12 protein-coding genes are annotated in these 15,138 nt (G+C 69.9%); 4 read left to right on the top strand and 8 right to left on the bottom strand.

The genetic code is table 11. The features are described from left to right. Positions 1-8 precede the first annotated feature (8 nt). The 3 genes from LO931_RS11230 to LO931_RS11240 form a co-directional block, all read right to left on the bottom strand. Positions 9-962, bottom strand: a complete 954-nt coding sequence (locus LO931_RS11230) for an RNA polymerase sigma factor RpoD/SigA (RefSeq protein WP_229053687.1) — start codon at positions 960-962, stop codon at positions 9-11. Positions 963-1,066: 104 nt separating this feature from the next. Further along, positions 1,067-3,232: a S9 family peptidase gene (locus LO931_RS11235; RefSeq protein ID WP_229053688.1), complete on the bottom strand. Its 2,166-nt coding sequence runs from the start codon at positions 3,230-3,232 to the stop codon at positions 1,067-1,069. Next, positions 3,229-4,551: a DNA polymerase IV gene (locus LO931_RS11240; protein ID WP_229053689.1), complete on the bottom strand. Its 1,323-nt coding sequence runs from the start codon at positions 4,549-4,551 to the stop codon at positions 3,229-3,231. The genes LO931_RS11235 and LO931_RS11240 overlap by 4 nt, the downstream gene beginning before the upstream one ends. A 93-nt stretch (positions 4,552-4,644) precedes the next feature. On the opposite strand from LO931_RS11240, the gene LO931_RS11245 reads away from it, so the two are divergent. From LO931_RS11245 to LO931_RS11255, 3 genes are all read left to right on the top strand, one after another. Next, positions 4,645-5,688, top strand: a complete 1,044-nt coding sequence (locus tag LO931_RS11245; protein WP_229053690.1) for a DUF4192 domain-containing protein — start codon at positions 4,645-4,647, stop codon at positions 5,686-5,688. Positions 5,689-5,708: 20 nt separating this feature from the next. Beyond that, positions 5,709-7,184, top strand: coding sequence for a glutamate--cysteine ligase (locus LO931_RS11250; RefSeq protein WP_229053691.1), 1,476 nt, complete (start codon positions 5,709-5,711; stop codon positions 7,182-7,184). Between the two features lie 106 nt (positions 7,185-7,290). Continuing rightward, positions 7,291-8,745: an RNA polymerase sigma factor gene (locus tag LO931_RS11255; RefSeq protein WP_229053692.1), complete on the top strand. Its 1,455-nt coding sequence runs from the start codon at positions 7,291-7,293 to the stop codon at positions 8,743-8,745. A 139-nt stretch (positions 8,746-8,884) separates the two neighbouring features. Here the strand turns inward: LO931_RS11255 and LO931_RS11260 are convergent, their stop codons facing one another. The 5 genes from LO931_RS11260 to LO931_RS11280 form a co-directional block, all read right to left on the bottom strand. After that, positions 8,885-9,817, bottom strand: a complete 933-nt coding sequence (locus LO931_RS11260) for a hypothetical protein (protein WP_229053693.1) — start codon at positions 9,815-9,817, stop codon at positions 8,885-8,887. A gap of 259 nt (positions 9,818-10,076) precedes the next feature. Further along, the gene (locus tag LO931_RS11265) at positions 10,077-10,265 is read right to left on the bottom strand and encodes a DUF6458 family protein (RefSeq protein WP_229053694.1); all 189 of its coding nucleotides are present in this window, start codon (positions 10,263-10,265) and stop codon (positions 10,077-10,079) included. Between the two features lie 101 nt (positions 10,266-10,366). After that, the gene (locus LO931_RS11270) at positions 10,367-11,191 is read right to left on the bottom strand and encodes a hypothetical protein (protein ID WP_229053695.1); all 825 of its coding nucleotides are present in this window, start codon (positions 11,189-11,191) and stop codon (positions 10,367-10,369) included. A gap of 104 nt (positions 11,192-11,295) precedes the next feature. Further along, positions 11,296-12,519, bottom strand: a complete 1,224-nt coding sequence (locus LO931_RS11275) for an HNH endonuclease signature motif containing protein (protein ID WP_229053696.1) — start codon at positions 12,517-12,519, stop codon at positions 11,296-11,298. Positions 12,520-12,664: 145 nt separating this feature from the next. After that, positions 12,665-12,892, bottom strand: a complete 228-nt coding sequence (locus LO931_RS11280) for a hypothetical protein (protein ID WP_229053697.1) — start codon at positions 12,890-12,892, stop codon at positions 12,665-12,667. 142 nt (positions 12,893-13,034) lie between these two features. On the opposite strand from LO931_RS11280, the gene LO931_RS11285 reads away from it, so the two are divergent. Next, entirely contained in the window at positions 13,035-15,131 is a 2,097-nt protein-coding gene (locus LO931_RS11285) for a type IIA DNA topoisomerase subunit B (protein ID WP_370636103.1), read from the top strand. Positions 15,132-15,138 lie beyond the last annotated feature (7 nt).

Below are 15,138 nucleotides of genomic sequence, written 5' to 3' on the forward strand. Positions count from 1 at the left end.
CGACCTCGTCAGGCCGCCAGGTCAGGATCGGCGATGCGACGCAGGGTCGCGAGGGACTCGCGCTCCAGCTGACGCACGCGCTCCGCGCTGATGCCGTGACGCTTGCCGATGTCGGCCAGCTTCTGCTGACGTCCGTCGACCAGGCCGAAGCGCGAGCGCACGATGTCGGCCTCGCGGTCGCCCAGGTGGTCGATCAGACCGCCGAGCAGCTGGCGCGTGGCGTCGGACATGACGCTCTCGTCAGGACCCGGCGCCTGCTCGCGGGCGATGAGGTCGCCCAGCGAGGTGTCGCCGTCCTCGTCGACCGGCGTGTCGAGGCTGACGTGGTCGCGGCCCCACGAGATGAGGTCGATGACCCGGTCGACGTCCATGTCCAGGACCATCGCGATCTCGGCGGGGTCGGGGTCGTAGCCGAGCTCGCGCTCGAGGTTGCGGCGCGCGGCCGTGACCTGGTTGAGCTCTTCGACGACGTGCACGGGCAGCCGCACGACACGCGCCTGCTGGGCGATGCCGCGGGTGATGGCCTGACGCACCCACCACGTGGCGTACGTCGAGAACTTGAAGCCCTTGCTGTAGTCGAACTTCTCGACGGCGCGGATCAGGCCGGTGTTGCCCTCCTGCACCAGGTCGAGCATCGGCATCGCGGAGCGCCCGTACTTGCGGGCGATCGAGACGACCAGTCGCAGGTTCGCCTGGACGAACTCCTGCATGGCGCGCTCGCCCTCGGCGACGATCCACTCCAGCTCCTCGCGCTCGGCGCGCTTGGGCGCACCGCCCTTGGCGCGGCCGATGCGGCCGGTCTCGAGCAGGTGGTGCGCGAACAGGCCGGCCTCGATCGTGCGGCTCAGCTCGACCTCGCGCTGGGCGTCCAGCAGCGGCGTACGGGCGATCTCGGCCAGGTACATGCCGACGCTGTCCTTGCCCTCGGACTCGCGAACTCGGGTGTCGGTCTTCGTGCTCATGATGCGCCTCCCGGTGGTGTCTCTACGGGGGGTCAACGCACAGGGTGCCCGGAGGATTCCCCTCTCAGCCGGTTCTTAGGCCGGAATTCGAGGCGTGTCGCGGCTCACCCCGGGGCCGCGGCGGTGTCGATGATCCACGCCAGCTCGAAGGCGCGCTCGCGCCAGGAGTCGTACCGGCCGCTGACACCGCCGTGGCCGGCGTGCATCTCGGTCTTCAGCAGGATCGGTGCGTCGCCCGTGGCGGTGGCCCGCAGACGGGCTACCCACTTGGCGGGCTCGACCACGCTGACGCGCGTGTCCTGGAGGCTCGTGACCGCGAGGATCGCCGGGTACGGGCGCGCCTGCACGTTCTCGTAGGGGGTGTAAGACTTCATGTACGCGTACACCTCCGGGTCGTGCAGCGGGTCGCCCCACTCGTCCCACTCGATGACCGTCAGCGGCATCGACGGGTCGAGGATCGTGGTGAGGGCGTCGACGAACGGCACCGCGGCCAGGACGCCCCGGAACGCGTCGGGAGCGAGGTTCGCGACGGCGCCCATCAGCAGGCCTCCGGCGCTGCCGCCCTCGGCCACGAGCCGGTCGTGGCTGGTCCAGCCCTCGTCGACCAGGTGGTGCGCCGCAGCGACGAAGTCGGTGAAGGAGTTGCGCTTCTGCGCCATCTTCCCGCCGTCGTACCAGGCGCGGCCCATCTCGCCGCCACCTCGGACGTGGGCCACCGCGAACACGAAGCCGCGGTCGAGCAGCGACAGGCGGGCCACGGACATGCCGGGATCGATGCTGATCTCGTACGCGCCGTAGCCGTAGAGCAGGGCGGGTGCCGTGCCGTCCCGCGGCGTGTCGGCCCGGGCCACGACCGAGACGGGCACGCGAGTGCCGTCGTCGGCGGTGGCCCAGCTGCGGTGCTGCACGTAGTCGGCCGGGTCGTAGCCGCCCAGGACCTCGGCCTGCTTGCGCAGGTGCGTCTCGAACGTGTCCGGGTCGAGGTCGAGCACCGACGACGGCGTCACGAAGGAGCCGACGCCGATGCGGATGAGTGGCTGGTCCCACTCCGCGTTCGCGCCGAGGCCGCACGAGAACAGCTCCTCGTCGAAGTCGACCTCGCGCATCTCGCCGAAGCCACCCGTCTCCGTGCGCTCCGCGTCGATCTTCAGCACGCCGAGACGCGTCAGCGCCGCGCGGCGGTACGACACGAACAGGTGGCGGGCGAAGACGTCGACGTCCTCCAGGCGCATGCCCGGATCGGCGGCGACGACCACGCGGCCGTCGCGGGCCGAGGACAGGGGAGTGGTCAGGACGGGTTCGAGGTCGAAGGCGACGAGCTCGAAGTCGGCCGCACCGTCGTTGTGCAGCAGCAGGAGCACGTCCTGCCCGCCGACGATCGCGTGCTCGACGGAGTACTCGACACCGGTGGCGCGGGGCAGCACGACGCGGAAGTCGCCCTCGGGGTCGTCGGCCGGCAGGAGCCGGGTCTCGCTCGTGACCTTCGACGAGGCGACGATCACGAGGTACTTCTCGGACTGCGTGCGGCCGATGCCCGTGAAGAACCGCTCGTCGGTCTCCTCGTGCACCAGCACGTCGTCGCTCACGGGCGTGCCGAGCCGGTGGCGCCAGACGCGATGAGGCCGCCAGGCGTCGTCGACGGTCGTGTAGAAGACGTGCGTGCCGCCGGCGGACCACGTGGCGCCACCGCTGGTGCCCGGGATCTCGTCGGCGAGCTCCTCGCCCGTGCGGAGGTCGCGGAAGCGGATCGTGTAGCGCTCGTCGCCCGTCGTGTCGGTGCTGTACGCCAGCATCGCGTCGTCGTCGGTCAGGCTGAACGCGCCGAGCGAGAAGAACTCGTGGCCATCAGCCAGCACGTTCGAGTCGAGCAGGACGTGCTCGCCCGGCGCCTCCACACCGGCCTCGACGGCCGGGGGAGTCCAGTCGGCCGGGGTGGCGGGGCAGCGGCTGCGGATCGCGTACGACAGGCCCTCGACCGTGCGGGTGAGGTACCACCAGTCGCCGTGCCGCACCGGGACCGAGAGGTCGGTCTCACGCGTGCGGGCCTTGATCTCACCGAAGATCGTCTCGCGCAGGTCGGCCAGGTGCGCCGTCCGCGCCTCGGTGTAGGCGTTCTCGGCCTCGAGCAGCGCGAGCACGTCCGGGTCCTCGACGTCGCGGAGCCACTCGTAGTCGTCGGTGAACTCGTCACCGTGGAAGCGGCGCACGGTCGGACGGACGTCCGCGACGGGCGGTGCCACGACGGAGGGCAGGTCGGGAGTACCGGTCATGGGTCGACGCTAGCCGTACCGCCCACGACGGCGGAGCGGTGGGACAGGGCCGGGTCGTCGGCGGCGAAGGTGAGGATCGGGCCGGAGGGCGACTCCCGGGTCTCGAAGCGCACCGTGACGCGTCCGAGCCCGCTGCCCCAGACCCAGCCGTCGCCGTGCTCGGCGTGCGTCACGTCCTGGCCTGGCGACCACCCACGACTGCGGCTGCGGTCGTCGCGCGAGGGGAGCGGCACGAGGTCCTCCTCGGGCTCCGGCTCGCTGAACAGGTCGTCCTGCACCCAGTCGGCCAGCCCGCTGACGCCGACGCCCAGCAGCCGCAGCCCACCGCCGAGGTCCTCCGCGTCGAGCAGGCGACGCGCCGTCTCCGCCAGCACGCCGCCGTGGTCGGTGGGGCCGCTGAGGGTCGTGGACCGGGTGTGCGTCTCGAAGTCGTGGTAGCGCACCTTCAGGGTCACGGTGCGTCCCGAGAGGCCGTTCTTGCGCAGCCGCTGGGCGACGCGGCGGGCCATCTGCTCCGCGATCGCGGTCAGCTGCGCACGGTCGACGAGATTGGTCTCGAAGGTGTCCTCCACGCTGATCGACTTCGTCTCGCGTGACGCCTCGACCGGGCGGTCGTCGTCGGCGCGGGCCAGTCGGTAGAGCGACGTCGCGGTCGTCGGGCCGACGTGGGCGCCCAGGTCGTCGGCCGTGAACCGGCGCAGGTCCTCGACCGTCGCCACGCCGAGGCGGCGCAGTCGCTCGGTCGTCGCGGGTCCGACCCCCGGGATCGCGGTGACCTGCATCGGACCCAGCACGTCGGCCTCCGTGCCGGGCTGAACGACGAAGGCGCCGTCGGGCTTGTTGATCTCGCTCGCGATCTTGGCCATGAGCTTGCTGGAGGCGACGCCGACCGAGGCGGTCAGGCCGTGGGTGAGGCGGGTGACGTCGGCGCGCAGCTCGGCCACGAGGTCGTCGATGCGCTCGGGGTCGAAGTCCTCGTCGGCCGCAAGGTCGACGAACGCCTCGTCCAGCGACAGCGGCTGCACGACGGGCGACAGCTCACGCAGGCGAGCCATGACGATGCCGCTGGCCTCGCGGTAGGCCTCGAAGCGTCCGCTGAGGAAAGCGGCGTGCGGGCATCGCGCCCGCGCCTCGGCCGAGCTCATCGCCGATCGGACCCCGAACTTCCGGGCCTCGTACGAGGCGGTGGAGACGACGCCGCGGGCTCCGACGCCACCCACCACGACGGGCTTTCCGCGCAGCGAGGGCTTGTCGCGCTGCTCGACCGAGGCGAAGAAGGCGTCGAGATCCAGGTGGAGGATCGAGGCCGTGGACCGCATGGGTCCATTGTCCCTCCCTCCACAGGCCCCGGCCGTCCACAGGCACGACGTCGACCGCCCCGAGGTCAGCCGCGACGGCCGAACGTGGACGGCATGAGCCGACGCCGCCGCGCAGAACCCGAGTCCGTCTTCACCGCCCACAGCGTCGGAGACGTGCTCGCCGCCGTCCCGATCCTGTTCGGCTTCGTGCCCGAGGAGTCGTTCATCGCCGTCGCGACGTCCGGTCCCCGCAACCGCTTCGGGTTCCGGCTCCGCATCGACCTCCCGGAGCTCGACGACGTCGACGTGGCGGCCGACCTGGCGCTCCACCACTTGCGCCGACAGGGGGCCGAGGGCGCGATGCTCATCGCGCTGTCGAGCGACCACGAACGCGCCGAGGCGATGGTGCGGGCGGCCTACGAGCGCCTGGAGCCCGACATCGAGCCGATCGTCGTGGTCTGGGCCGACGGGCACCGCTACTGGCAGCCGCTGCCGCGGTTCCCGCGCCACGGGGTCCGCTACCAGGCCTCGCGCCACGACCTCGCGATCGTCCAGGCCGTCGCCGCTGGTCAGGAGATCCTCGCCGACCGTGGTGAGCTCGTGCGTCGCTTCGCGCCGTGCGACGGCGACGTGGCCGACCGGATGGTCGAGGCGTACGCCGTCCACCTCGACCGCGTGCTCCGGCTCTTCGGGCAGAACCCCACCGACGCGAGCCTGGTGAGCGCTGCCACGGCCGAGATCGACCCCGTCCTCGACCGGGCGCTCCGCGACCAGCAGCGGCTCTCGGACGAGGAGGTCGCGCTGGTCTCGCTGTGGTGCACCTCCGTCATGGTGCGCGACGAGCTCTGGGCACGGATCGACCTCGACAACGCCGAGGACTGGCTCCGGGTCCTGACCGACCTCTCCGGGCGCGTCCTCGGCCCGCCTGTTCCCTCCGTGCTGTGCCTGGCCGGGTTCGCGGCCTACATGGTCGGCGACGGCGCGCAGGCGGTCATTGCGCTCGAGCGGGCCCTCGAGGCCGATCCGGCGCACCGCATGTCGGGCCTCCTGATGCAGCTCGTCCAAGGTGGGGTGTCCCCCGAGCAGTACGTGGCTTTCGGGCAGCTCACGATCGCCGAGGCGATGGAGCTGGAGTCGCAGCGGGAGCGTTCTGCCTGACCCGGCCCTACGCTGGCGGCATGGGTCAGGACGTCGACCACCAGGACTTCACGGGCGAGGACCGCCGGCGCTACCGGGCCAAGGTGCGCCGGTGCCTCGACGTGCTCGCGCGGATGCTCACCGAGCGCGACTTCTCGGTGGGGGAGCCGCAGGTGGGGATCGAGATCGAGTTCAACCTCGCCGACGAGGTCGGCGACGCCGCCATGACCAGTGCGGAGACGCTCGAGGCCATCGCGGACGACGACTTCCAGACCGAGCTCGGTCGCTACAACCTCGAGATCAACGTGCCGCCGAAGCCGATCGCGGGCCAGGGCCTGGCCGAGCTCGAGAAGACCCTGCGCGACGACCTCAACGAGGCCGAGCGCAAGGCGGCGGCCACGGGATCGGGACTGGTCATGGTGGGGATCCTGCCCACCGTGAAGGAGCAGCACTTCTCGCGCGAGGCGATCGCGCCCGACCCGCGCTACACGCTGCTGAGCGAGCAGATCCTCGCGGCCCGCGGCGAGGACATCGAGATCCTCATCGACGGCGTCGACCGCCTCGACATGCGGACCGACACGATCATGCCGGAGGCTGCCTGCACCAGCACGCAGCTGCACCTCCAGGTCGCGCCCGAGCGGTTCGCCGCCGTGTGGAACGCCGCCCAGGCGATCGCCGGCGTGCAGGCGGCGACCGCGGCGAACTCGCCGTTCCTGCTCGGCCACCAGCTCTGGCACGAGACGCGCATCCCGCTCTTCGAGCAGTCCACCGACACCCGCAGCGAGGAGCTCAAGGCGCAGGGCGTCCGACCGCGCGTGTTCTTCGGCGAGCGGTGGATCACCTCGGTCTTCGACCTGTTCGAGGAGAACGTCCGGTACTTCCCGGCGCTGCTGCCCATCGTCGACGACGAGGACCCGCTCGAGGTGATGGCGGCGGGCGGGGTGCCCCAGCTGGGTGAGCTGCGGCTGCACAACGGCACGATCTACCGCTGGAACCGGCCGATCTACGACGTCGTCGACGGGCGACCGCACGTGCGGGTCGAGAACCGGCTGCTCCCCGCCGGACCCACGGTCGCCGACACCGTGGCCAACGCGGCCCTGTTCTACGGCCTCGTCTCGGCGATGGCCTCCGCCGATCGCCCCGTGTGGTCGCGCATGCCGTTCGCGGTGGCCTCGGACAACTTCTACGCCGCGGCCCGGCGGGGCATCGAGGCCGAGCAGCGCTGGCCGGGCCTCGGCACCGTGCGGGTGCGCGACCTCGTGCTGCACCACCTGCTGCCCCTGGCCGCCGAGGGCCTGGACCGGCTCGGCGTCGACGGCGACGTCCGCGACCGCAATCTCGGCATCATCGAGCGTCGGTGCGCGCTCGGCGTCAACGGAGCCACCTGGCAGATCGACGCGGCCGACGCCTTCGACCGTTCCAGCGATCCGGAGGGTGCGATGCGCCGTCTCGTGGTGGCGTACCGGGAGCGGATGCACGGGGGCGAACCCGTGCACGCCTGGTCCCTGCCGGCCTGAAAGGCCGTGGCGGCGTCACGCGCCTTGCAGGCTCGTGGCAGACTAGGACCTGAGGTTGACCAGAGGTCTCCTCGTCGCGCCCTTGAACCGTTCGAGAGGTGGAAACATGCCGGTGAATCCAGCTGCTTCAGCCATGAAGACGGTGGGCAGGCTCATCCCGAAGACGATCAAGGATGCAGCGGGAGCGGCCACCTCGGCCGCCGACGACACCGCTGCCAGCCCTGGCCCTGATCCGTCCCGTTCGACCCCGGAAGACACTGTGACGAAATCCTCCTCCACCTCGGCCAAGGCGCCGGCCAAGAAGGCCCCCGCCAAGAAGCCCGCCTCCGCCACCACCACGGCGAAGAAGGCTCCAGCCAAGAAGGCGCCCGCGAAGAAGGCAGCCGCGGCCGCCTCCGCGGCTCCGGCGAAGAAGGGCAGCACGAAGCAGGAGATCTCCGTCGAGATCACCGCTGACGAGGTCGTGGTCGAGGTCGGCCAGCCGGTCGCGGTCGACGAGAACGGCAAGAAGATCCTGCCGGACATCTCCGACGACCAGTTCGTCAAGGACGTCAAGAACGATCCGACCATCAAGGAGGACGAGCAGTCCGCCTTCACGCTGAGCGCGGCCGACGAGTCCGACGAGCCCGTCCAGCAGGTCATGGTCGCCGGCGCCACCGCCGACCCGGTCAAGGACTACCTGAAGCAGATCGGCAAGGTCTCGCTGCTGACCGCCGGCGAGGAGGTCGAGCTCGCCAAGCGCATCGAGGCCGGCCTGTTCTCCGAGGAGAAGCTGGCCGCCGGCGGCCGCATCTCCGAGAAGGTCCGCGAGGAGCTCGACTGGATCGTCCTGGACGGTCGCCGCGCCAAGAACCACCTGCTCGAGGCCAACCTGCGACTCGTCGTCTCGCTGGCCAAGCGCTACACCGGTCGCGGCATGCTCTTCCTGGACCTGATCCAGGAGGGCAACCTCGGTCTGATCCGCGCCGTCGAGAAGTTCGACTACACCAAGGGCTTCAAGTTCTCGACCTACGCCACGTGGTGGATCCGTCAGGCCATCACGCGCGCCATGGCCGACCAGGCCCGCACCATCCGCATCCCGGTGCACATGGTCGAGGTCATCAATAAGCTCGCGCGCGTCCAGCGCCAGATGCTCCAGGACCTGGGCCGCGAGCCCACGCCGGAGGAGCTGGCCAAGGAGCTCGACATGACGCCCGAGAAGGTCGTCGAGGTCCAGAAGTACGGCCGCGAGCCCATCTCGCTGCACACGCCCCTCGGCGAGGACGGCGACAGCGAGTTCGGTGACCTCATCGAGGACTCCGAGGCGATCGTCCCGGCCGACGCCGTCTCGTTCACGCTCCTGCAGGAGCAGCTGCACGCGGTGCTCGACACGCTCAGCGAGCGCGAGTCGGGCGTCGTCTCGATGCGTTTCGGCCTGACCGACGGCCAGCCGAAGACCCTCGACGAGATCGGCAAGGTCTACGGCGTCACCCGCGAGCGCATCCGCCAGATCGAGTCCAAGACGATGAGCAAGCTGCGGCACCCGTCGCGCTCGCAGGTGCTGCGCGACTACCTCGACTGAGTCGCACCCGCTCCACGACGAAGGCCCCGGTCCACTGGACCGGGGCCTTCGACGTGCCACTCGGCTGAACGACAGGTGCCCCGGACCGAAGCGGTCCGGGGCACCTGCGAGACGTGACGTCAGGTCACGTCAGGCGACATCACTCGAGCGCGAGCTCGGGGATGCTGGCATCCCAGTAGTTGCAGTCGTCGATCGGTGCGTCGGCCTCGCTGCAGGATCCGACCGGGCTGCCCGGGGTCGGTCGACCCGAGGCGTTCCACTCGTTGAACGTCAGGATCTTCTTGTAGTCGAAGTTGCCGTTGTAGTACACGAGTCGCGCGTCGGCCGGGTTCTCCTGGCGGTAGACGCTGTAGCTCGCCGGGTTGTCACCCGGGAGGTGGGCGACGACCTGGGGGGTCGGCGAACCGATGGACTGGTACTCCTGGAGGGTCAGCTGGTCTCCGTAGCCGTTGTAGTCGATGAAGATGGCGCCGGAGGAGTCCCAGGAGAGGCGCTTGATCTCGGCCGTGAGCTCCACCGGTCCGCGGAAGCCGGTCGCAGCCCACTCGTTGAACGTGAGCTTGTGGGCCGGGATCGAGGCGAGGATCTCCTCCTCGCTCTCCTCACCGTAGATCGAGGTGTCCTCCTCGAGGAACAGCTCGGACGAGCCGCTGAACTTGAAGATCTCCGAGCCCTTGATGTAGCCGGCGTTGCGCGGGGCCGGTGAACCGGCGGCCTGCCACTGCTGGAGCGTCAGCGGGTCCCACAGCCACGACTCGGGGTTGGAGCCGAAGAACGTGACGCCGTAGAGCTTCTGCGACCAGGGGTACTTGACGTAGTCCGTGGGCGCGGGCTTGAAGCTCTTGTCCTCGAGGGCGCTGTACTCCTCGAAGGTGAGGGCATGGGTGTAGCCGCCACCGTCGAAGTTCTCGACCTGCCAGATCTCTCCGGTGTAGGCGACCCGGTACAAGCCGTCGGGGATGTACTGCCCCGACGTCTCGAGGGCTCGCGGGTCCTGGGGCTCGAGTGCCTGAGCCGGGGACGCCAAGGCCGCCAGCATCAAGCCCGCGGCCACGAGTGCAAGTTTTCTCATCTGCTGCACCTGTCCTTGTAAGGGAGTTGACGGTCCAGGCGGGCCGCCGATTCTCACCGTGACATGGATCACACGCGCGTGCCCCGCAATCAGGAACGCAGGCGTCCTGTCGGCCATACATGGCTCAAAGATCACTCGGAGGGATCAGTCGTAAATGGTCCTGATGAACCAGTTTGGCTGGTCCTGGCTGGGTACCGCCGCCTGCACGCAGCAGCGGCCCACCCCGTGAGGGATGGGCCGCTGTCGCTGGTGCTCGAGCTCAGCGCACGGGGGGCTCGCGGTCGCGGCGCTGGCCGTTGACGATCAACGAGATGATCAGGCCGAGCGCGCCCACGGCGATGAGGATGTAGCCGACCATCGTGAGGTCGACCGCGTCGATGGAATCGCGGACGGCGAACGCGAGAATCGCGCCGACCGCGAGCAGGAACAGGGATCCGCCGATCTGCATGATGCCTCCAGGGGGAACGGGCCGCGCGAGCGCGGCGGGGGACCGGACCTCCTGACGATGGCACGCGCGGCCCGACCGCGCACGTCGGCAGCGTCCCCGGGTCAGTGGTAGTAGTCAGCCGGGGGCGGGGAGCCCAGCGCCTTCCACTCCGCGAAGGTCAGCACCTTGCTGTAGTCCATGGCGTTGTTGATGTAGCTCAGCGTGGGGTCGGACGGCGAGGTGCGGTAGACGTTGAAGTGGGGCGCGACGTCGCCGGTGCCGCGCAGGTAGGACTGCGGCGTCGGGAACCCGAGCTGTCGCCAGCTCGCGTACGTGAGCGGATGGATGGGGTAGACGTCGGCGTCGAAGTCGTCGAACAGCAAGGTGCCGCTGGAGTCCCACGACAGGCGGAAGACGTCGCCGAGCATGGCTTCCGGCGGCACGTTCGGTGAACCGGCCGCCTGCCACTCCGCGAAGGTCAGCCGATGGCCCGGCAGGTCTGCGGCCTCGGAGACGAAGAGCTCGGTCGTGCCGTTGAAGCGGTAGTAGGTGGACCCGGCGATGAAACCCGCCGCGCGTGGCTTCGGCTTGCCGACGACCGACCACTGCGCGGCCGTGAGGTGGTCCCACAGCCACTGCGTGCCGTGCGACCCGAAGTAGGTGACGCCGTAGATGCGGTCGGACCACGGGTACTTCACGTAGTCGGTCTGGGCGGGGATCGGGGCCGGCTGGCCCGCGGAGACCCACTGCGGATAGGTCAGGGCGTAGGCCTGCTCGGCGCCGGGCTCGACGCGCCAGATCTCGCCGGAGTAGGCCACGCCGTAGTAGCCGGGTGCCTTCCAGCCGGGGTAGTCGGAGTAGAGCGTGCGGGACGGAGCGGCCGCGCCCGGCGCTCCGGTCGCGAGCACCATCAGCAGGGCGATGATCACGGCAGACGTCTTCTTCATGAGGCCTCCTCTCACGGGACGGCACCACTGCCGTCGGCTCACTATGAGCGCGGCCGCTGCGGCGCGGGAGACATCGTGCGAGCTTGCGGGAAAACCCCACCGGGTCACTCCTGCTGCCTCGGTCTCGGTGCCGATGAGACGTACTGGTGCCCCGTGGGGGTGGTCCAGGTGATCTCGCCATCCGTTCCGGGAGCGGCTGTCCAGCCGGGGAGCCCCTTGAGCTGGTTGGAGAGCGTGCAGACGGCCTGCCCGTTGGCCTGGGTGGTGGGTCCGCCTCGACTGTGAGCCTGGATGTGGTCGATCTCTCTCGAACGACATTCGCAACCCGGCTGTCGGCAGCGGTGGTGGTCGCGGGTGTGGATCCACTTCGCCAGCAGGCCGGTGAAGCAGCGTCTTCTCGTGTCGAGGCCGACCAGGGTGCCGGTGGGGTCGGTGAACAGGCGCCGGAACCACGCCTGGCCGGCCTGGTCGACGAGCTCGGCCGCCAGATGCGGGGTGATCGGGCCGTGGCCGGCGATCTCGGCCGCGACCGGCTGGCCGCCGATGGCCTTGATCGGCATCAGGATGTCCAGGTGGACATCGGGGCCGTCGAGGACGACCTGACCGGTGGCGCGCTCGAACAGGCTGTTGAGCATGATCTGACCCCGATCACGCGGATCGCCCTTGGCCCGCAGCGTGTCGGCATGCTTCTGCAGCGAGTCGCGGATCAGCAGCAGCTGCTCGGCCGGCCCCCGCGCGATGAGCGTGCCCATGCCGTGCGCCTCACCGACGTAGGTCACGTACTGGTTCTTGCGTTCCTGCTTCTCCCGCTCGATGGCGGCCTCCATGTCGATCGTGACCACGAACGAGCGCGTCAGCTCGGCCGCCCTCCGAGGCGTCAGGCCGGGCAGGTGCTCGGCGATCGCCGCATCCAGGTCACCGGCGGCTGCCGGGTCGAGCGTGTCGGACTCGCGCACGATCGCGCGCATCGTGGCCTCGCTGATGACCCCGTTGGTCAGGGCCGTGCGGACGTTGACCATCGGCCGCAGCCCCAGGGCCACGTTCAGCAGCGCGATCCCCGAGCTGGGGGACATGCCGCGGGACATCGCGACCTCGGCCGCGACCGAGACGAACGGATCACCCATCCCGAACGGCGTCGCACTGCGGCGCTCGGCCAGCAGCAGCGCGGTCTGCTCGGCCAGCATGGCCTGCGCCGCACGCACCAGACGCTCCAGAGCGGCGATCGCGTCGATCCGCTTGCCACCCATCACGTCGACCGGATCGGCCATCGACAGGTCCGTGCCCGCCACGGCGGCGAGCACCTCCGCCGGTGCCAGGTCCTCGAACATGAGACCAGCCAACCCGCCCCCACCGACACCCGCCCCCGGCCACGAAGAGCCCTGGGGACAACCGGGGAGAACCGTCAGGAGACGACGAACGCCCCGGCCGAGCGAGGGCCGGGGCGTTCGTGGGTGTCTGGGAGTGCGGTCTGTCTCAGACCTCTGCGTCGGTGCCCGCCGCAGGAGTCGAGGCGAGCTGTCCGGACTCGTCGTGGATGGAGGCGGCGACGTCGCGCAGCTTGTCCTCGTACGCACGCGCGTGGTGGGCGCAGAACAGCAGCTCGAGCCCGCTCGAGAGCTCGACTCGGACGTAGGCCTGGGCGCCGCAGCGATCGCAGCGGTCGGTCGCGTTCAACGCGGGGCGTTCAGCTAGAGCCGTCACGGTGACCTACTTTCCTTCGGGGGGAATTGCCTTCAGTGCCACCAACATCCAATCACGAGGCGGTATTCCTCGCCGGTCTTGGTGACGTACCTCATTGATACTGCCTGATCACGACAAGACTGCGGCAGCCACGCGCGAACGCGTGTCACAACCACGTGACATTCTTCCGCGCGGATACGCTGACGATCAGCCACGACCGCCACGTGGGACGACGAGGAGACCCGACATCAGCACGTACGACGCCCGCAACCTGCTCGTCCTCGAGGGCCTCGAGGCCGTCCGCAAGCGGCCCGGCATGTACATCGGGTCCACCGACACCCGCGGTCTCATGCACTGCCTCTGGGAGATCATCGACAACGCGGTCGACGAGGCGCTCGCGGGCTTCGGCGACAAGATCAACGTGATCCTGCACGCCGACGGCTCCGTCGAGGTCCACGACAACGCGCGAGGCATCCCCGTCGACATCGAGCCGAAGACCGGTCTCACCGGCGTCGAGGTCGTGTTCACCAAGCTGCACGCCGGCGGCAAATTCGGCGGCGGTGCGTACAACGCGTCCGGCGGCCTCCACGGCGTGGGTGCGGCCGTCGTCAACGCGCTCTCCGAGCGGCTCGACGTCGAGGTCGACAAGGGCGGTGCCACGTGGGCGCTGACCTTCCGGCGCGGAGCACCCGACGGTGAGCTCGCCAAGGTGGCCAAGGTCGCGAAGGCCCGCACCGGCACCCGGGTCCGCTACTGGGCCGACCCGCAGATCTTCATCAAGGGCGCCAAGTTCTCCTACGAGGACCTCACGCGCCGCGCGCGGCAGACGGCCTTCCTGGTGCCGGGGCTCGAGATCGCGATCCGCGACGAGCGCACCGACGAGGTCGTGGAGGAGTCGTTCAAGCACGAGGGCGGCATCGCCGAGTTCGTCGAGTACCTGGCCCCCGACGAGCCCGTCACGGGCGTCGTGCGGCTGCAGGGGGAGGGCACCTTCACCGAGACCGTCCCCATGCTGGACGGCAAGGGCCACATGACGCCGCAGGACGTCGACCGCACGCTCGGGGTCGACGTCGCGCTGCGCTGGGGCACGGGCTACGAGACCGACCTGCGCTCGTTCGTCAACATCATCGCGACGCCCAAGGGCGGCACGCACGTGCAGGGCTTCGAGCGCGGCATGACCAAGACGTTCAACGAGGTCCTGCGCGGCACACGTCTGCTCAAGACCGGCGACCCCGACGTCATCAAGGACGACGTGCTCGAGGGCATCTCGGCCGTCGTGACGGTGCGTCTGGCCGAGCCCCAGTTCGAGGGGCAGACCAAGGAGGTCCTCGGCACGCCTGCGGTCACCCGCATCGTGCAGAAGGTCGTCACCGAGCAGCTGCGCAGCTTCCTCACCACCACGCGCGGCGCCGACAAGGCGCAGGCCCGGCTCGTGATGGAGAAGGTCGTCGGTGCGTCCCGCACCCGGCTGATGGCGCGTCAGCAGCGCGACACCCAGCGCCGCAAGAACGCGCTGGAGTCCAGCGCCCTGCCCGCCAAGCTGGCCGACTGCCGCAGCACCGACGTCGAGCGCTCCGAGCTGTTCATCGTGGAGGGCGACTCCGCGCTCGGCACGGCCAAGAGCGCGCGCGACTCGGCGTTCCAGGCGCTCCTGCCGATCCGGGGCAAGATCCTCAACGTCCAGAAGGCCTCGATCGGCGACATGCTGAAGAACGCCGAGTGCTCCTCGATCATCCAGGTGGTGGGCGCCGGCTCCGGTCGCACGTTCGATCTCGACGCGGCTCGCTACGGACGCATCATCTTCATGGCCGACGCCGACTCCGACGGCGCGCACATCCGCTGCCTGCTCGCCACCCTGTTCTTCCGCTACATGCGTCCGCTCGTCGAGGCGGGCCGGGTGTACTCCGCGGTGCCGCCGCTGCACCGCATCGAGCTCTCGAGCCCCAAGAAGGGACAGGACAAGTACCGGTACACCTACTCCGACGCCGAGCTGCAGCGAGCCCTCGCGGAGCTGCGCAAGAAGAACGTGTCGTGGAAGGACCCGGTGCAGCGCTACAAGGGTCTGGGTGAGATGGACGCCGACCAGCTGGCGGAGACCACGATGGAGCCGCGTCACCGCACGCTGCGCCGGCTCACGGTCGACGACGCCGAGGAGGCGAGCGACGTCTTCGAGCTGCTGATGGGCTCGGAGGTGGCGCCGCGCAAGGACTTCATCGTCGCCGGCGCCTACGAGCTCGATCCCGACCGCATCGACGCCTGAACGGCAG

This window comes from Aeromicrobium sp. Leaf350 (assembly GCF_916858655.1).
In the GTDB taxonomy this organism is placed as follows: domain Bacteria; phylum Actinomycetota; class Actinomycetes; order Propionibacteriales; family Nocardioidaceae; genus Aeromicrobium.